25 protein-coding genes and 2 pseudogenes are annotated in these 17,271 nt (G+C 41.9%); 18 read left to right on the top strand and 9 right to left on the bottom strand.

The features are described 5' to 3' along the window. Nucleotides 1-23: 23 nt before the first annotated feature. Nucleotides 24-152, bottom strand: a complete 129-nt coding sequence (locus K6984_RS33690) for a hypothetical protein (RefSeq protein ID WP_263458596.1) — start codon at nucleotides 150-152, stop codon at nucleotides 24-26. Between K6984_RS33690 and K6984_RS14860 the strand changes: the two genes are divergently transcribed. Next, nucleotides 116-748 (top strand): transposase, encoded by a 633-nt coding sequence (locus tag K6984_RS14860; RefSeq protein ID WP_221896236.1) that lies wholly within the window; start codon nucleotides 116-118, stop codon nucleotides 746-748. The two genes, K6984_RS33690 and K6984_RS14860, sit on opposite strands and share 37 nt — an antisense overlap. Nucleotides 749-1,270: 522 nt before the next feature. Here K6984_RS14860 and K6984_RS36270 read toward each other — a convergent pair. From K6984_RS36270 to K6984_RS14850, 3 genes are all read right to left on the bottom strand, one after another. Next, nucleotides 1,271-1,456, bottom strand: coding sequence for a hypothetical protein (locus tag K6984_RS36270; protein WP_221896235.1), 186 nt, complete (start codon nucleotides 1,454-1,456; stop codon nucleotides 1,271-1,273). 27 nt (nucleotides 1,457-1,483) lie between these two features. Continuing rightward, on the bottom strand, nucleotides 1,484-1,612 hold the full coding sequence (locus K6984_RS33685) for a hypothetical protein (RefSeq protein ID WP_263458596.1): 129 nt from the start codon (nucleotides 1,610-1,612) through the stop codon (nucleotides 1,484-1,486). Between the two features lie 71 nt (nucleotides 1,613-1,683). Beyond that, on the bottom strand, nucleotides 1,684-1,830 hold the full coding sequence (locus tag K6984_RS14850) for a hypothetical protein (protein WP_221896234.1): 147 nt from the start codon (nucleotides 1,828-1,830) through the stop codon (nucleotides 1,684-1,686). A gap of 12 nt (nucleotides 1,831-1,842) precedes the next feature. Here K6984_RS14850 and K6984_RS14845 point away from each other — a divergent pair, with 12 nt between their 5' ends. The 3 genes and pseudogenes from K6984_RS14845 to lipA all read left to right on the top strand — a co-directional run bounded on the left by K6984_RS14845 (nucleotide 1,843) and on the right by lipA (nucleotide 3,267). Then, complete coding sequence (locus tag K6984_RS14845) at nucleotides 1,843-2,019, top strand: hypothetical protein (RefSeq protein WP_221896233.1); 177 nt, start codon at nucleotides 1,843-1,845, stop codon at nucleotides 2,017-2,019. Beyond that, nucleotides 1,958-2,182: pseudogene (locus tag K6984_RS14840) on the top strand (SpoIIAA family protein); the annotation flags it as partial. The gene K6984_RS14845 and the pseudogene K6984_RS14840, both read left to right, overlap by 62 nt. A gap of 122 nt (nucleotides 2,183-2,304) precedes the next feature. Then, nucleotides 2,305-3,267, top strand: a complete 963-nt coding sequence (lipA, locus tag K6984_RS14835) for a lipoyl synthase (protein WP_221896232.1) — start codon at nucleotides 2,305-2,307, stop codon at nucleotides 3,265-3,267. Between the two features lie 177 nt (nucleotides 3,268-3,444). Here the strand turns inward: lipA and crp are convergent, their stop codons facing one another. Beyond that, entirely contained in the window at nucleotides 3,445-4,101 is a 657-nt protein-coding gene (gene crp / locus K6984_RS14830; protein WP_221896231.1) for a cAMP-activated global transcriptional regulator CRP, read from the bottom strand. A 297-nt stretch (nucleotides 4,102-4,398) separates the two neighbouring features. After that, nucleotides 4,399-4,596: a hypothetical protein gene (locus K6984_RS14825; protein WP_221894617.1), complete on the bottom strand. Its 198-nt coding sequence runs from the start codon at nucleotides 4,594-4,596 to the stop codon at nucleotides 4,399-4,401. A 314-nt stretch (nucleotides 4,597-4,910) separates the two neighbouring features. On the opposite strand from K6984_RS14825, the gene K6984_RS14820 reads away from it, so the two are divergent. From K6984_RS14820 to truD, 13 genes and pseudogenes are all read left to right on the top strand, one after another. Beyond that, complete coding sequence (locus K6984_RS14820) at nucleotides 4,911-5,180, top strand: DUF6444 domain-containing protein (RefSeq protein ID WP_221896230.1); 270 nt, start codon at nucleotides 4,911-4,913, stop codon at nucleotides 5,178-5,180. Between the two features lie 44 nt (nucleotides 5,181-5,224). Continuing rightward, nucleotides 5,225-5,698, top strand: a complete 474-nt coding sequence (locus tag K6984_RS14815; RefSeq protein WP_221896229.1) for an IS66 family transposase — start codon at nucleotides 5,225-5,227, stop codon at nucleotides 5,696-5,698. A 79-nt stretch (nucleotides 5,699-5,777) separates the two neighbouring features. Continuing rightward, nucleotides 5,778-5,972: a hypothetical protein gene (locus K6984_RS14810; RefSeq protein ID WP_221894419.1), complete on the top strand. Its 195-nt coding sequence runs from the start codon at nucleotides 5,778-5,780 to the stop codon at nucleotides 5,970-5,972. Then, nucleotides 5,923-6,231: pseudogene (locus K6984_RS14805) on the top strand (IS66 family transposase); the annotation flags it as partial. The gene K6984_RS14810 and the pseudogene K6984_RS14805, both read left to right, overlap by 50 nt. 92 nt (nucleotides 6,232-6,323) lie before the next feature. Further along, nucleotides 6,324-6,482, top strand: a complete 159-nt coding sequence (locus K6984_RS14800) for a hypothetical protein (RefSeq protein ID WP_221893723.1) — start codon at nucleotides 6,324-6,326, stop codon at nucleotides 6,480-6,482. A 39-nt stretch (nucleotides 6,483-6,521) separates the two neighbouring features. Beyond that, nucleotides 6,522-7,613 (top strand): transposase, encoded by a 1,092-nt coding sequence (locus K6984_RS14795; RefSeq protein WP_221893722.1) that lies wholly within the window; start codon nucleotides 6,522-6,524, stop codon nucleotides 7,611-7,613. Between the two features lie 1,044 nt (nucleotides 7,614-8,657). Continuing rightward, entirely contained in the window at nucleotides 8,658-10,292 is a 1,635-nt protein-coding gene (locus K6984_RS14790; protein ID WP_221896228.1) for a CTP synthase, read from the top strand. Next, on the top strand, nucleotides 10,289-11,122 hold the full coding sequence (gene kdsA / locus K6984_RS14785; protein WP_221896227.1) for a 3-deoxy-8-phosphooctulonate synthase: 834 nt from the start codon (nucleotides 10,289-10,291) through the stop codon (nucleotides 11,120-11,122). The genes K6984_RS14790 and kdsA overlap by 4 nt, the downstream gene beginning before the upstream one ends. A gap of 88 nt (nucleotides 11,123-11,210) precedes the next feature. After that, nucleotides 11,211-12,494 (top strand): phosphopyruvate hydratase, encoded by a 1,284-nt coding sequence (eno, locus tag K6984_RS14780; protein ID WP_221896226.1) that lies wholly within the window; start codon nucleotides 11,211-11,213, stop codon nucleotides 12,492-12,494. An 82-nt stretch (nucleotides 12,495-12,576) separates the two neighbouring features. Continuing rightward, entirely contained in the window at nucleotides 12,577-12,828 is a 252-nt protein-coding gene (locus K6984_RS14775) for a septum formation initiator family protein (RefSeq protein ID WP_338024522.1), read from the top strand. Between the two features lie 5 nt (nucleotides 12,829-12,833). Beyond that, on the top strand, nucleotides 12,834-13,532 hold the full coding sequence (gene ispD, locus K6984_RS14770) for a 2-C-methyl-D-erythritol 4-phosphate cytidylyltransferase (RefSeq protein ID WP_221896225.1): 699 nt from the start codon (nucleotides 12,834-12,836) through the stop codon (nucleotides 13,530-13,532). Beyond that, the gene (ispF, locus tag K6984_RS14765; RefSeq protein WP_221896224.1) at nucleotides 13,529-14,002 is read left to right on the top strand and encodes a 2-C-methyl-D-erythritol 2,4-cyclodiphosphate synthase; all 474 of its coding nucleotides are present in this window, start codon (nucleotides 13,529-13,531) and stop codon (nucleotides 14,000-14,002) included. The genes ispD and ispF overlap by 4 nt, the downstream gene beginning before the upstream one ends. Before the next feature lie 69 nt (nucleotides 14,003-14,071). After that, complete coding sequence (gene truD, locus K6984_RS14760; RefSeq protein WP_221896223.1) at nucleotides 14,072-14,335, top strand: tRNA pseudouridine(13) synthase TruD; 264 nt, start codon at nucleotides 14,072-14,074, stop codon at nucleotides 14,333-14,335. A 482-nt stretch (nucleotides 14,336-14,817) separates the two neighbouring features. Here the strand turns inward: truD and K6984_RS14755 are convergent, their stop codons facing one another. The 3 genes from K6984_RS14755 to K6984_RS14745 are packed head-to-tail and all read right to left on the bottom strand — an operon-like array spanning nucleotide 14,818 to nucleotide 16,803. Next, nucleotides 14,818-15,207 carry a hypothetical protein gene (locus K6984_RS14755; RefSeq protein ID WP_230988097.1) on the bottom strand — a complete coding sequence of 130 codons (390 nt, stop codon included), beginning with the start codon at nucleotides 15,205-15,207 and terminating at the stop codon, nucleotides 14,818-14,820. Nucleotides 15,208-15,256: 49 nt separating this feature from the next. Beyond that, nucleotides 15,257-16,348 (bottom strand): tRNA 2-thiouridine(34) synthase MnmA, encoded by a 1,092-nt coding sequence (gene mnmA / locus K6984_RS14750; protein ID WP_221896222.1) that lies wholly within the window; start codon nucleotides 16,346-16,348, stop codon nucleotides 15,257-15,259. Continuing rightward, nucleotides 16,348-16,803 carry an NUDIX hydrolase gene (locus tag K6984_RS14745; RefSeq protein ID WP_221896221.1) on the bottom strand — a complete coding sequence of 152 codons (456 nt, stop codon included), beginning with the start codon at nucleotides 16,801-16,803 and terminating at the stop codon, nucleotides 16,348-16,350. Before K6984_RS14745 ends, mnmA begins: the two co-directional genes overlap by 1 nt. A 131-nt stretch (nucleotides 16,804-16,934) precedes the next feature. On the opposite strand from K6984_RS14745, the gene clpS reads away from it, so the two are divergent. Beyond that, nucleotides 16,935-17,258: an ATP-dependent Clp protease adapter ClpS gene (gene clpS / locus K6984_RS14740; RefSeq protein WP_221896220.1), complete on the top strand. Its 324-nt coding sequence runs from the start codon at nucleotides 16,935-16,937 to the stop codon at nucleotides 17,256-17,258. Nucleotides 17,259-17,271: the final 13 nt, after the last annotated feature.

Here is a 17,271-nt window from a genome sequence, read left to right as displayed (position 1 = left end):
CACGGCGTCAAGTCATTTGGAGCCTATGTTCCGACCCCTTGTTGGGTCGGGACGAGGTGACGAGGACGAATCGGGGCCGCCGGAGGCATAAGTGGTCGCGTTAAGTTTTTGCTGCTTGCTTGGGCTGGGATGCCCAAAACAAGCTTTCGCAAAAATAGCGACTCCCCAATTTGACTCCCGCCCTGAGATCAATACAGGGGTTGAAGCATACAGTGTGTACGAAAACAAGGGCATCAAATTTAACGTGGTGGATTACCGTGATCCAGAAACCGGAAAACTTCACCGGTTTGTGACAACCTTGCCAATGACTATTAACCCTGGAACCATTGCCATGCTGTATTTCAAGCGATGGACGATTGAAAAGACATTCAATAACACTAAAAGTAATTTCAAGGAAACTAAAGCTTGGTCTTCCAATACCCGCTCACTTGAAAATCAAATGCGCCTGACTGCAATGAGCTATAATTTAATGCGCGTGTTTGAAGAGATTTCAAAAACACAACAGCCAGAATTGATTCATCCATCGGATAAAAAATATAGCGAGGCTCTGGAGATTAGGCAGCAACAGGCTCAAAAACGAGATCGTTTTGTGAATCCATTATTTTTCCAGGCAAGAATATCTCGTATCAGCTCGTATACCATTCGGGCAGTTCAAAACGCAATAATAACAGGAATGTCTTTACAGTGCTTTATGAGCTCTCTTGTGGCGAGGTTAGTTTCACGGCATCAATTGATAGGGGAACACTGATGATTTTTTTCATATAGTTGTAGCGTAGTTTCAATTTTACCATAAATAATTATTGGGAAACTTCAGTTCAATATTAATTGTGGCCGGATAGCATTATTCACTGAGTGGATTTAATGCGGTGAAGTGCCTCCCGCTCTTTTTATGCCGAAGCTATTGATTTATAAACCTGTGTTATTGACAGGTTGATGTGATCATAGGTTACAAATCTACCATCAGTCAAATACTTAAGAAATTTTATCCCCCAGAGTTTTTAGTTGTGCTACTATGCGAAAGGCTGGAATAAGGTGTCGAAGAGCGCCGTTTGTAGCCGCAGAACTATAGCGTAGCTATTTTCAACGTTAATTAAAAGTTTTACGAGGGTAGGATATGACTGAATTAATTTATGTACTGACGATACTTTACGGTTTGTATGTGATCGATAAAATGGTGGGTGACAAGCTGGTTTTATTTTTTGCTGTAACTGCGCTTGTTATCGGTGTGGTTCATTAAGGGGGTAAGATGAGCGTTGTAAGGCACGGGTTATCAATTGGCATAGAAAGAATCGGTCATGAGTTCTTTCTCTCCTTGAAAGCAACCGGAACGCTTACGCTGAAAATCCTGGAAACGGAGCTTTAGCGAAGTGAAGATTTTTAGTCCGCGATAGCCGTAGGGCCGTTGTTTTGTCGGAGTCTGAGCGTTAGCGAAGGTGGAGACAAAATAAAAGGCCATCCGACACGGCGTCAAGTCATTTGGAGCCTATGTTCCGACCCCTTGTTGGGTCGGGACGAGGTGACGAGGACGAATCGGGGCCGCCGGAGGCATAAGTGGTCGCGTTAAGTTTTTGCTGCTTGCTTGGGCTGGGATGCCCAAAACAAGCTTTCGCAAAAATAGCGACTCCCCAAGTCATGAGGATTATTTAAAAATAAATCCGATGATAGACTCTGCTTTGCAGGGTGTCAAAGACCCACAAACGCTGTCAGCCCCGGACGGGCTGATAGTCTCCAGAAGGCGCAGGGAAATTTGCCAATCCGAAGTGCGCGATAGCGCGCGAGGGAGGCTAAAATTTTATCCCGAATAGCCGTAGAGCCATTTGAGGTAGCCATGACTGAGCTGCTTTGTGCTCAGTCTGTGGCGGACGCAGGGCGGCTGGAGCATCTCCTATTCGCTGCGTAGGTGAACGAATTACGGCGACAGGAGTCCCGGAATTTCGTGAGGTAGCATGGCGCGCCTGTAAAGGTCTTTATCGACGGCTCCGAGCTACAGGGCTGGGAATTAAGAGCAGCATGGGATGACTTTAAACTGGGCTTAAAACATGGTAACGAGTTTAGTGAAATTGCTATTTTTGGTAATAAAAAATGGCAGGAATACACTGCAAAAATAGCTTCGTGGTTTATTTCAGGCGAAGTTAAATACTTTGAAGATTCTGACCAGGCACTGGCCTGGCTACAGGAATAAGTCTTACCATTAGTTAGGCTCTGTTTATATTAACGCTAAATATGATTGCCTAGCGCATTAATTTAAGCATTCAATAAACTCAAAAAAGTAAGTTATCCATTTTCCAATTTTACATTCATTTTATGTCAAGTATACAAGCCCCTTCTCGTACCACTCCTGAAACGCATCAGCGGAATGCTGAAAAATTATCCAGAATCCCTGTCAAGGTAGTGCCCGGAAAATCGGTTTTGCGCAAACCTGACTGGATTCGGATTAAGTTAGCAGGAAATGAAGATGTGGTACGTATTAAAAAGACATTGCGTGAAAATAAATTACACAGTGTTTGTGAAGAAGCGGCCTGCCCAAACTTAAACGAGTGCTTTAGTCTGGGTACGGCAACTTTTATGATTATGGGGGATTTATGTACCCGGCGCTGCCCTTTTTGTGATGTAGCACATGGCAGGCCTGAGCCTCTGGATTCGTCTGAACCTATCAATCTAGCTAAGACGATTAAACAATTAGCACTGAGATATGTGGTGATTACTTCGGTAGACCGGGATGATTTAAGAGATAGCGGGGCAGGGCATTTTTCCGCCTGTGTGGATGCTATTCGGGAGAAATCGCCTGATACAAAAATTGAAGTTCTAGTGCCTGATTTCAGGGGGCGTGTAACAGTTGCTCTAGATATTTTACAGTCTAGTCCTGTGGATGTATTTAATCATAACCTGGAAACTGTTCCGCGGCTTTATAAGCAGGCCAGGCCAGGTGCTCACTATCAACAGTCACTGGATTTATTAAGAGCACATCATGAGAGATTGCCACAAATACCGACAAAATCCGGGTTGATGTTAGGTATAGGTGAAACCCGGGAAGAAGTGCTAGAAGTTATGCGCGACCTGCGCGAGCATCATTGTTCAATTTTAACCCTGGGACAGTATTTGCAACCGAGCACAGATCATTTGGCGGTACAGCGTTATATCACACCAGAGGAGTTTGATGAATATGCTGTATTAGCTAAACAGGTGGGGTTTAAACAAGTTGCCAGTGGGCCTATGGTACGCTCGTCATATCATGCTGATGAGCAGGCTCGGGAGTTATTAGTCTAGGTTAGGGAGATGGAAACGCACATCATCCAAAAAACTGCTGGTCTTTTTTCCGTCTTCTGCGATGTAGTAACTTTACGTAGCCTGCTATGCGCCTGTTGTTACTACGTCTTGAATACGAACAAAAATCCTGCGCCATACTTTCAGGTATTATTAAATCCTCGCTCTTTAGATAAGAATTCAGCGGGTGCCAAACGCAACAATGGTTTTGCCATGAGCCGAAATTAATTGCTTGTCTTCCATTTCTTTTAAAATACGTCCGACCATTTCTCTGGAGCAACCGACAATGCGGCTAATCTCCTGACGCGTTGTATGTAACTGCATACCCTCCGGGTGCGTGATAGCATCGGGCTCTTTAGTTAAATCCAGCAATGTGCGGGCAATACGCCCTTCAACGTCCATAAAGGCCAAGTCGCAATATTTTCTACTGGTAATCAGCAGACGACACGCGAGTTGTTCGCCAAATAAAGACAGTAAGTAGACTGACTGGTCGGCAAGTTCATTATGCATCGCCTGATGCAGGCGAACGTAACTGATTTCTGCGAGCTTGCAGGCGACCCGAGTTCTAACGGTGACTTGTCGATCACCGGGTGGTTTAAATACCCCAATTTCTCCAATAAAGTCATTCTTATTCAGATAAGCCAGAATAAGTTCATGACCTTCATCATCCTCAGCGCAGACGCTGGCGGAACCTTCAACAATATAATGCAAGGTATCACCTTTGTCGCCAGGGCGAATGATAGTCGTCTTGGCTGGATAACTACGCACATGACACAGGGTAAGCATCTTGGCGATAGCAGCGGTTTGTTCAGGACTTATTGGTTGGTTGTTGATCATAAATACATATACCTGTTTTCATGCTTTGAAAAAGAACTTACTCTGAAATTTAACGAAATCATACTTAGCCCGGAGCAGAGTCGTAAGTACCTATAAAGAATTATTTTTAACCTTTGTATTTAAATAAATTGCATAGGATGGGTAGAGAATATTTTTACGCAACCCATCATTTTATGTACACTGTGATGGGGTTTCACTGTGTGCCCAAAAAACAAGCACTACGTTGTACCCATTTTATACAAAGTGTTAAGTTGTTTGTAACTACTCAGCGTACGCTTAAAATCAGGGAAACGGAGCCTAAGCGGAGTGATGATTTTTAGTCTCTGGTAGGCGACAGGGCAATTCGCTGATCCGAAGTGCGCTAGTAGCGCGCGAGGGAGGCAAGAATTGCATTCCGAATAGCCGTCCAGCCATTTGAGGTAGACTTAACTGAGCAGGGTTTTGTGCGTAGTTGAGTAGTTGAGACGGACGCAGGGCGACCAGGGCATCTCCCATTCGCTGCGTAGGCGAATGAATGTTGGTGACAGGAGTCCCAGAATGTTGTGAGGTAGCATGGCGCGCCTGAATAATTAAAAAAGTTCTTGACAGGGTTTTAGTCTGGTTTTTGTGATTTTTAGTAAACTGCCCAACAGTCGATTAATCCACGCTTTATTGCTTCTATCGCTATAGTCATCACAAAATGTCCCCTTAAACATCTACGACCTCGAAGAACTTTTTTATTCGCCTTACAATCGCTTAAAACAAGGAAAATTCGGGATTTAAAACCCATGAGATAATAAGCCTGTCCTTAAAGCAATACAGGTTACCCTTTGAAAATAGACTTCATCGATGTTGATTCCGCAATCAGTCATGCCAAACAGTTACTTGAAACTGAGCGTGATATATCGCCTGCGCTAAAATCAGCACTGGAAGTGATTCTATTATTAGTCACGGTATTACTCAATCGAGTGACACTGAACAGCAAAAATAGCAGTAAACCACCTGCAAGTGATCCCAACCGTAAAAAAGGGAATCGAAAAAAATCAGATAAGCCTTCTGGCGGACAAAAATCGCATGTCGGCACGACACTTCAAAAATAGATGACCCGGATGAAATCGAGATCATTACCATTGATCGCCGTACCTTGCCAAAAGGGCGATACACGGCAGATGGCTTTGAAACACGCCAGGTATTCGATATTGATATCTCAAGGGTAGTGACAGAATACCAGGCGCAACGGTTGATAAATGGAAAAGGTCAGTGTTTTATCGCTCCTTTTCCAGATGAGGTTACTAAGGCTGCGCAATATGGTAATGGGATAAAAGCCCATGTGGTTTATCTTTCGCAATATCAGTTATTGCCCTACAACCGAATACAGGAGTATTTCGCTGATCAATTAGGTATGCCGATTAGTGAAGGCTCTATCTATAATTTCAATGAACTGGCCTATGAGAAGTTGGCTGGGTTTGAAACTATCAGTAAAGAACACTTAGTCGAATCAGCGTGCATTCATGCGAATGATGCCGTCAATGAAGCAGGTGGCATGCTACTACATAAAGAAGCAGAAAACAGGCGCGCCATGCTACCTCACGAAATTCCGGGACTCCTATCGCCGTAATTCGTTCACCTACGCAGCGAATAGGAGATGCTCCAGCCGCCCTGCGTCCGCCACAGACTGAGCACAAAGCAGCTCAGTCATGGCTACCACAAATGGCTCTACGGCTATTCGGGATAAAATTTTAGCCTCCCTCGCGCGCTATCGCGCACTTCGGATTGGCAAATTTCCCTGCGCCTTCTGGAGACTATCAGCCCGTCCTGGGCTGACAGCGATGGAAGGTACAATACAGAGAATTACTTGGCAAAGCGGAGATCGAATGCCCACCACCCGATAAGCCTAAAGAAGTAAAACGGGAGCGAATAAAACGCAGTAAAGCTAGAAACTTACTGGAAAGGCTGATTAATTATGAAGAGGATGTCTTGCACTTCATGACAAATACCTGGGTGCCATTTACCAATAATGCCGCAGAAAATTCGATTCGGATGACCAAGGTTCAACAGAAGATATCCGGCTGCTTTCGTAGTACCAAGGGTGCAGAGATATTTTGTCGTGTCAGAGGGTATTTATCAACGTGCCGTAAACAAGGTCTATAGACTTTCAGAAAATTAATTTCCGAACAAACAAAAACGACAGAGGGGAAACTGGCTTATAATTTTCGTCCCAACACTAACGGAAACAGTCAAAAATGGTATCCCTCACTTTTTCAAAGTCAATTGTAGACCGACTAAAAAAAAATATGGCGACAGCTCTCAAGCTAAGTAATATTTGTTTATATCGATTAACTCAAGCTCTACTCTGGTTCAGTGAATGCATGGGAATCAAAGAAATAGCACGCCTAATGTGAGTCTGTGAAAAAACCATTATAAATTGGCTGAAAACATTCATGCATAAAGGTGTCGGTTGGTTAATAGGGCAACACTATCAAGGACGTGGTCGGAAGTCAAAGTTAACTAAAGACCAGAAAAATAAATTGGTTGAGTTGATAAAGAAAGGCCCAGAAGACAATGGATTTCATTGTGGAATATGGAATACTGCGATGATTGCCGAGCTTATTTGGTTAAAATTTGAAGTTCGTTATAACTTGAACTATTTATCAAGCCTAATGAAAAAACTGGGCTTCAGTTATCAAAAAGCTCGTTTTGTGACTGATCGCCAAGAAGAAGAAAAGTACGAGCTTGAAAGAAAAACGTGGCTGGAAGAAACATTGCCTGCCATTATGGAAAAGGCGGTAGAAGAAAAGAGTGTCGTTTTATTCGGTGATGAGGTGTCATTTGCTATGTGGGGTTCATTGGCACGAACCTGGGCTCCAATAGGAGAGCAACCCACAGTGAAAACATCAGGGATTCGAAAAGGGTTGAAAATGTTTGGTACGATCGAACTCGAAGGAGGGAGTTTTCAATACCGAGAATCATTGGCTTATGAGATAAAACCAAAGTCACTTAGACTTTTAAAAGAAGCTGGGCTGCCTCAAGAATTTTTAGCTATTCTTAAAAGCTTAAAAAATGAGAAATATCCAACACAGAAGCTTTTTATGGAAGCGATATATTCTATTGCCGACAACGTCTTAATCGAGAGTTATAAGCCAATGATATTACAACACGCTGAAACATCTGGGCGTTTTAATGGTGAAAGCTATGTTGAGTTTTTAACACAATTGCTGGCTTATTATAAAGGCAAGATTATTCTAATTGAAGATGGTGCCCCGTATCATGGAAGCGGTGTTATTAAGGAATTTAAGTTAGCTAATGTAGATCGTTTGACAGTAGAACGTCTCCCTGCGTTCTCGCCGGATTTTAATCCGATTGAGAAATTATGGAAAAATACGAAACGCGATTCGACTCATATGAAGTATTTTAAAACTTTTGAAGATCTTCATGATTCAGTTGTGCAAACTTTTAACACTTATATGCATGATGCCAGTAAAGTGATTTGTGTTATGCAAAAATTGCGGGAAGATTTCGTTGTTACCGCCTAAGTTTAAGCGCTCCAAATTTGGAAATTATTTATCTGAGAAACTATAAGACCTGTTAATACAATGTCCTCTAGGGCAGAGTGGTTTATTAATATGTTTTAAAAAAATGATACTGGATTCACAAAAATCTCCCTGATTTAGCTAGAATAAAAATAGAAATACAGAGATAGTGATATATTGTAACCTGTTGATAATATAGTTATTTACATCTTAAGTGCGTGCTGTTCGTGTAACATGCATTTTATTTATGGCATACAATTATTCAACTAATTCAGGTTAGGAAGTACTAACGTTTCGGTTTAGTCTACAACATTAGAAAGCTAAACACCTGACCCAAACGGGTCAAGATTACACTTAATTTTTTGTTTAACTAAAAATATTTAATTTATATGTCAACGCCTGTTTCTCTTCCATAAACAGTATTTAAAGGGGGCGTATGATATCTACTAGTATCAAAGATGCTATAAATATGCGCAGGAGTATTTTATTGACAATTAAAAAACAAAAGAGGGTAGGCGGTTAGCGCCACCAAAAGCAAGATGTGGATTATTGCTTGCAATGTCCTGTGAAGAAAAGTTGCGTAGTAACTTGTATTCATTGGCTTAATTCCATCTTTCTTATTGAGTGGCTCAATTAATGATCTGAAGTTTCCCAATAATTATTTATGGTAAAATTGAAACTATGCTACAACTATATGAAAAAAATAGTCTTTTCATTCGTTTCAAATGCTATTGCCTAAGGGGAATTAAGTAGGGGTTTGCTATAAACATGGCAAAACCACCTAAAATAAACCTCGATACACCAGCATTGTGTATTTCAGCTACTCAATAATTGGGAAACTTCAGTTAATGATGATCCAATATGTTGGGGTTAGTGGCGCTAACCGCCTATCATCTTAAAAATAATATAAAAATCAGATTATTTCGTAAATAAGGAATGACGAAAAGAGTAATGTAGATTAAAATAATCTGTTGATTTACAGCATGGCATTAGGCTAATGCTGTACTAGTTTCTAAAAAATACATTCCTCAGTTTTCAGAACTTTTAATGACAAAATTTATATTTATTACAGGTGGTGTTGTTTCATCTCTTGGCAAAGGAATTGCGGCCTCATCTTTAGCGGCTATTCTGGAAGCGCGTGGTTTAAAAGTAACCATGACAAAACTGGATCCTTATATTAATGTGGATCCGGGTACTATGAGCCCGTTTCAGCATGGTGAAGTGTTTGTTACCCAGGATGGGGCAGAAACAGATTTAGATCTGGGGCATTATGAGCGTTTTTTACAAACGCGGCTAACCAAGAAAAATAACTTTACCACCGGCCAAGTCTACGAAAGTGTGTTACGCAAAGAGCGTAAAGGTGAGTACTTAGGCGCAACGGTACAGGTTATCCCGCATATTACCAATGAGATTAAGCGCCGCATCTATGCCAGTGCAGAAGGTATGGATGTTGCCATTATTGAAGTAGGTGGTACGGTTGGCGATATCGAGTCTTTGCCTTTTCTGGAAACCATTCGTCAGATTGGTATTGAATTAGGCCTTGACCGGGCGCTGTTTATCCATCTTACCCTGGTGCCTTATATTAAGACTGCGGGTGAAATTAAAACCAAACCAACCCAGCACTCGGTTAAAGAATTACGCACTATCGGAATACAGCCGGATATCTTAATCTGTCGTTCTGAGCAGTGGATTCCTGCAGCAGAGCGGCGTAAAATTGCCTTATTTACCAATGTACCTGAACATGCGGTGATTTCGGCGATTGATGCCGATACGATTTATCTTATTCCTTTATTACTCAATGAACAGGGACTGGATGATATCGTGGTTAAGCAACTGCGCCTGGATGTTCCTACTGCTGATTTATCTGAGTGGGAAGCCGTTGTCGATGGCGTAACCCATCCGCATGATTCAGTCACGATTGCTATTGTAGGCAAATATGTGGGGCATAGCGATGCCTATAAATCACTGGGCGAGGCTTTGACTCATGCCGGGATTAGTACGCGTAACACGATTAAAATCAAATATGTTGATTCTGAAATTATCGAGCATGATGGTGTGGCTCCGTTAAAAGATGTTGATGCAATTTTGGTGCCTGGTGGTTTTGGCGAACGGGGCGTAGAAGGCAAGGTTGCTACGGTGCGTTATGCTAGAGAAAATAAGATTCCTTATTTGGGGATTTGCCTGGGCATGCAATCTGCTGTTATTGAGTTTGCACGTAATGTTGCTGGTCTGGAAGGGGCGCATAGTACTGAATTTTTGCCGAATAGCCCGCACCCTGTGATTGGCTTGATTATCGAATGGCAGAACCATGAAGGACAGACCGAAACTCGCGATGAAAATTCGAATTTAGGCGGCACCATGCGCTTAGGGGCACAGAAATGCCGACTCCAGCCTGACTCCCGAGTATTTGAGATGTACCAGAAAGATGTGATTACCGAGCGGCATCGTCATCGCTATGAATTTAACAATAATTATATAGAAGCACTGGAACAGGCAGGGCTGCGCTTTACCGGTAAATCTATGGACGGGCGCTTAGTCGAAGTCGTCGAGGTGCAGGATCATCCGTGGTTTATCGCCTGTCAATTTCACCCGGAATTTACGTCAACACCTAGAAAAGGGCATCCTCTATTTTCTGGCTTCGTTGTTGCAGCAGCAAAACACAAACAGGATATGAATAAATGAAATTATGTAATTTTGAAGTCGGCCTAGATCAGCCTTTCTTTCTGATTGCTGGCACCTGTGTTATTGAAAGTGAGCAAATGACACTGGACACAGCAGGTTTTCTAAAAGAATTAAGCACAAAGTTAAAAATTCCTTTTATTTATAAGTCCTCATTTGATAAAGCCAACCGTTCTTCACATGCCAGTTATCGTGGCCCAGGTGTAGAAGAAGGCTTGAAAATTCTGCAGAAAGTTCAACAGCAAATTGGTGTGCCGGTACTTACCGATGTACACGAAGATACGCATTTAAACGAGGTAGCCAGTGTGGTTGATGTCATGCAGACACCTGCTTTTTTATGCCGCCAGACTAATTTTATCCAGGCAGTTGCCGAGCAGGGTAAACCGGTTAATATTAAGAAGGGGCAGTTTTCAGCGCCCTGGGATATGGTGCATGTGGTTAATAAAGCCAAGGCAACAGGCAATCAGAACATTATGGTTTGTGAGCGCGGCGCATCGTTTGGTTATAATAATCTGGTCTCTGATATGCGCTCATTGGCAGAAATGCGTAATACTGATTGCCCGGTGGTTTATGATGCGACTCATTCTGCACAGCTTCCAGGCGGGCAGGGGACTTCATCGGGCGGGCAGCGCCAGCATGTTCCTGTTTTAGCAAGGGCTGCAATAGCTGCAGGTGTTTCAGGCTTGTTTATGGAAACTCACCCAGACCCTGATAAGGCATTGAGTGATGGCCCAAACTCATGGCCATTACATCGTATGCAGGAATTACTAGAAACTTTAATGGCTATCGACCATGCTGTTAAACAGAATGCATTAATAGAAAATACTTTATAAGTGCCTGACAGCTGCCTGGGCATTAAGCGCAGTGGTGTTAGACACAGACATACAAAAATATTTAATTTAACCAATATAGGAAAAAAGAATGGCTAAAATCGTCGATATTAAAGCAAGAGAAATTTTAGATTCACGAGGGAACCCGACTATTGAGGCGGATGTTGTTTTAGCGTCAGGTCATACTGGTAGTGCAATGGTTCCATCTGGCGCATCGACAGGTGAGCGTGAAGCAATCGAATTACGTGATGGCGATAAATCACGTTATTTAGGTAAAGGCGTATTAAAAGCAGTAGAATTTGTCAACACCGAAATTCGCGCTGCTGTTGTAGGTCTTGATGCTGCTGATCAAACAGCGCTAGATCAGGCCATGATGGATTTAGATGGTACAAAGAACAAGGGTCGTATTGGTGCTAACGCTATACTAGGCGTTTCTTTAGCAGCAGCACGCGCTTCTGCGTTAGATGCAGGCGTTCCTTTGTACCGTTACCTGAATAATAGCGGTGAATTCGTGATGCCAGTACCGATGATGAATATTATCAATGGCGGCTCACATGCTGATAATAGTGTTGATCTACAGGAATTCATGATTTTACCTGTCGGTGCTCCTACATTTCGTGAAGCGATTCGGTATGGCGCAGAAGTTTTCCATAATTTAGCTAAAGTTTTAAAAGCTAAAGGCCTGGCGACGACTGTCGGTGATGAAGGTGGATTTGCTCCGAATTTATCATCTAATGAAGAGGCGATTGAAGTGATTCTGGAAGCCATCGTTAATGCAGGTTATAAGCCAGGAGAAGATATATTCCTGGGTATGGATGCGGCCGCTTCTGAATTTTATAAAGACGGTAAATATGAGCTGACTTCTGAAGGCAAAACTTTAACAGCGGGCGAAATGACTGATCTATTCGCTGACTGGGTAGCAAAATATCCTATTATCTCAATTGAAGATGGTTTGTATGAAAATGACTGGGATGGCTGGAAAGAGCATACTGATCGCTTTGGTGATAAGGTTCAGTTAGTGGGTGATGATTTATTTGTAACTGACACAGCAACTTTAAAAGACGGCATAGCCAAAGGTGTTGCTAACTCTATTTTAATTAAAGTTAATCAGATCGGTACTTTAACTGAAACTCTGGAAGCTATTAACACGGCTCACGCAGCAGGTTACACAGCGGTTGTTTCGCATCGTTCGGGTGAAACTGAAGATACTACAATTGCTGATTTATGTGTTGCAACCGGCACAGGGCAAATTAAAACTGGCTCGTTAAGCCGCTCTGACCGTGTTGCTAAATATAACCGCTTAATGAAAATTGAAGAAGAGCTAGGTGCGGCGGCAAAATATGCTGGACGTAGCGCATTTAAAAAGTTGTCATAATACGTTGATTTGATTCAGAGTGGGTAAATTGCCCACTCTGAGTTGCTTGCCTGATAGGTGACTTATCAAAATTCTTATTGCCTTGCTGATTGTTCTGATTGTACTTTTACAATATCGCTTATGGTATGGTGATGCTGGCTATCAACAAATACAGAGATATCAGCAGCAACTTGATCAGTTACAGCAGCAGTTAGCTATAAAGCAACTGCGTAATAAAGCACTGGAAGCCGAAGTGCTGGATTTGCGTAAGGGCAAAGAGGCGATTGAAGAAACTGCGCGACATGACTTAGGTTTGATCAAGCAGGATGAAACTTTTTTTCAAGTCATTGAATAATTCCTATGACCGAATCAAATAAATACTGGGGAATTGTACCCGCTGCAGGTGTTGGTAAGCGCATGCAGGCTGATCGTCCTAAACAGTATCTGCAATTAAATGTACACACAGTTATCGAACAGACCTTAACGCGCTTATTAAGTGTTAAGCAATTAACTGCGGTTGTGGTGGCTATTTCTAAGCAAGATCCATATTGGCCGGAACTGGAAGTCTCAAAAAATCCGCGCATTATCACGGCTGCGGGGGGTAAGGAAAGGGCAGATTCTGTGCTATCTGCACTTAACAGCATTAGCGATAAAGCCTCTGATAATGACTGGGTGCTGGTACACGATGCGGCACGTCCCTGTATTGCTCAGAGTGATGTCGAACATTTAATTGATGAATTACAAGAGCATCCGGTGGGTGGGATTTTGGCACTGGCTTCGCATGATACCTTAAAATCGGTTAACACTGAGCTGGCTATTACGGATACCGTGGATCGAAGTAAAATATGGCGTGCTTTAACCCCGCAGATGTTTCGATACAGCGCCTTAAAACATGCTTTACAGGAAGCTGCAGATAAAGGCTGGATTATGACGGATGATGCCAGTGCGATGGAATTACAAGGTCTGCATCCGAAAATTATCGCTGGCCGCTCGGATAACCTAAAGATTACCCGGCCTGAAGATTTAGCTTTAGCACAATTTTATTTGGAGCAACAATGATACGAGTTGGACAAGGTTATGATGTACATCGTTTTATCGACCAGGGTGATGTCATTCTAGGTGGCGTAAAAATTGACTACGAACAGGGTTTAGAAGCTCATTCTGATGGTGATGTCGTGTTGCATGCATTATGCGATGCATTATTAGGTGCTGCTGCTTTAGGTGATATAGGTAAGCATTTCCCCGATACCGACCCTGAATTTAAAGGTGCAGATAGTCGTGTTTTATTGCGCCATGTGTATGGCATAGTACAGCAAAAAGGCTACAGCCTGGTGAACGCTGATATTACAATTATTGCACAGGCACTTAAGATGGCACCTCATATCGTTGCCATGTGTACAAATATTGCTAAGGACTTATCTATTGATATTGATTGCATTAATGTCAAAGCAACTACTACCGAAAAGCTGGGCTTTGAAGGTCGCAAAGAGGGTATTGCAGTGCAAGCGATAGTACTTATTACCAAATAGAGATGTACTGTAGGGCGTTGCTGAAGCCACGCCCTACGCAGACTATATACTTCATTATATTTTCAGTTTTTGAACTCTAAACTAACCCTACACGACTGGGCACACGCCTTTGGTGAAGCTCAAAGCCTGGGTATTATTCGCACGACTCCCGATGATTTTATCGTCAATGAAATTCAGTCATTTGAACTTTCAGGTAAGGGTGAGCACGCTTTTTTATTAATCGAAAAATGCTCGGAAAATACCGATTATGTTGCTCGATTACTCGCACGTTTTGCTGGCGTTCGCCAAAGAGATGTTAGTTACGCTGGCCTAACCCATCTTCGTCACTATTGATGATGTAGTTGTTATAAATCAATTGGTTGAAATTTTAAAAAGTAGCCAGTTGGACTACAGATTTTGTGTTTTTGTATAAAACGTTGGATTTTTTAGAGTATTTTTGTCGCATGTAAATTACACTCAAATAATGATGATTTTTTTGACAAAAGTCAATGAATTTATCGACAAAAATAATATAAATGGCACTACAAAACTTTCAAAAAAAACACCATTGATTTTAAAGAGAATTTTTCGACAAAAAATCGCTTAAACCGATGAATCAATGGCTTAGAAAGATGAAAGTGACGAAGATGGGTTAAGGTGATAACTAATTAACCATAAAATAAACTAAATTTTTTTGTTATGTGGTGAGTGTCTTGCTGCTCACTATGATCGATAGCTGGGCTAGCCCGTTTTTTCATGAGAGTGGTGGGTATTCTGTGTTTTCAGTAGATAATCAAACAATGGGTATGATATGCACCAGTTAGTATCTGAACTTACTAAATGGTGCTGATAATGCCAAGGTAGGTATATTTTGCCCAGTTAACATCTATATGCGCTTTACGGTGTAAATAGTAATACACACATACCGAGACAGTTATACCCCAGGCATAGCCATTCAGAAACCAGAAAAAAGGGGCATTTAAAATTAAGATACCACATAAAACCAGTATTTCTTTTGCCTGACTATTCCAGAGTTCTGGACGCTTCTTGTAGCCCGGATCCAGCATATTTAATTGTGCAGCAATATGATGGTGCTGGTAAATATGGTATGCCCAGAAGCTATCCACATTTTTCCCCAATCCATGCAACAGATAGCGATGAATCAGCCATTCACCCGCATTTGCAATTATTAATCCAGAGAAAAATTGTAATCCCCATACGAACATTATTTTATAAGGCCTCTGTAAATAGGTGGTTTAACCTGGTAATTGATTTTTAGGTATTGTATTTGGTTTCAATAATCCCACCACCTAAGCAAACTTCTCCCGCATAAAATACCACTGATTGGCCTGGAGTAATCGCACGTTGTTGTTGTGCAAAGACTACTTTTACTCTGTTTTCTGGCAAAGGGATTACTGTACAAGTCTGGTCTTCCTGACGATAGCGAGTCTTAGCGGCGCATTGGATCGTTTCTGTAAGCGGTCGGTTACTGCACCAGTCTAGTTGATTGGATTCCAAAGTATTATGTAACATTGAAGGGTGATTATGCCCTTGTCCGACTATTAATATATTATTGTCCAGATCTTTATCCAGTACATACCATGGCTCATCCGATGCATTTTTTACGCCACCGATACCAAGCCCTTGGCGTTGACCAAAGGTGTAATACATTAAACCCGAGTGCTGGGCAATATACTGCCCTTCCGGTGTACGCATTTCGCCAGGCTGAGTGGGTAGATAGCGCTGTAGAAATTCGGTGAACTTTCGCTCACCTATAAAGCATATTCCGGTACTATCTTTTTTATGATGATTTGCGAAGCCATATTTCTCAGCCATTTTTCGAATTTTGGTTTTATGTAAATGGCCAATCGGAAATAAGGTTTTGCATAAGGCTTGCTGGCCCAGCGTGCATAAAAAATAGCTTTGTTCTTTACTGGGATCCAGTCCTTTAAGCAAAAAATATTCCCCATCTTTTTCGCTGATACGCGCATAGTGACCGGTTGCGATATATTCAGCACCCAGGTCTACAGTGGCATAATCCAGGAATGCCTTAAATTTAACATGCTTATTACACAGTATGTCCGGGTTGGGTGTGCGCCCTGCAGCAAATTCAGCGAGAAATACTTCAAATACTTCATCCCAGTATTCACTGGCAAAATTCACTGTTTTTAATTCGATACCCAGGGTATCACAGACCTGCTGCGCATCAGCAAGATCTTCCAGCGCCGTGCATTCTTCAGTACCATCATCTTCATCCCAGTTTTTCATAAATACACCGGTGACCTGATGGCCTTGCTCTAATAATAATGCGGCGGTAACAGAGGAATCAACGCCACCTGACATGCCAACAATAATATTTTTACTCATTATTCTATATCTATAAATGTTTTCAAAAGGGCAAGCGGGTAATGTTCACCTTGCAGATACTGGTCTATCGTTGTTAACACCAGTAGGCTGCGTAATTGCGATGTTTTAGCGACTACTTCATCACGAGTGAGCCAATGTGTAGCTATAATTCCGTCATCTAATGGTTGTTGCGGCTCATGATCATGGCAACTACCTGCAAAGCAGACTCTAAGAAAGCTGGGGGATTCGGGAGTCTTGCGCCAAAGCTGTATAGAAATAATATATTCTGGTGTAAACTGCCATGCAGTTTCTTCATTTACCTCGCGCTTTACCGCATGCATAAGACTTTCACCTGCTTCTAGGTGTCCCGCAGGCTGGTTGTAAGCTAGGCCATTTGCAGTGTGTTCTTCAACTAAAAGAAATCGACCTTCACGCTCTATAATAGCAGCAACAGTCACATGAGGTTTCCAGAGCATAAATTTACTTTAGGTTTTTAAAAAGGCAGTAGTCTTCTCAATCAAAGGGTATTATACTTTATAACAAATTGAAAATTGAGGATTACGCCTCAATATTTAAAGTTAGATTATTATTTAAAGTGTAGAAAACGATGAGTGACGTTAATCCATCCATAGACCATGATGATGCGCTAGCAGTACAGGAAGCAAGAACAAAATTAAACAAGCCGCCATTATTTAAAGTTATTTTACTGAACGATGACTTTACGCCTATGGATTTTGTTATTGAAGTATTAGTAGATTTTTTTGCCATGAATGAAGACGCAGCAACACAGGTTATGTTACATGTACATACACAGGGTATAGGAGTTTGCGGGGTATTTTCCAAGGATGTAGCAGAAACAAAAGTTGAGATAGTTAATAATTATTCTCGAGAAAATCAACACCCGCTTATGTGTGCAATGGAAGAAGCCTAAACGGCTTAAGGAG

The organism is Bathymodiolus japonicus methanotrophic gill symbiont (assembly GCF_019721995.1).
GTDB lineage: Bacteria > Pseudomonadota > Gammaproteobacteria > Methylococcales > Methylomonadaceae > Methyloprofundus.
The sequence above is the reverse complement of the archived record's forward strand: the minus strand, read 5'-3'. Positions and strand labels throughout refer to the sequence as shown.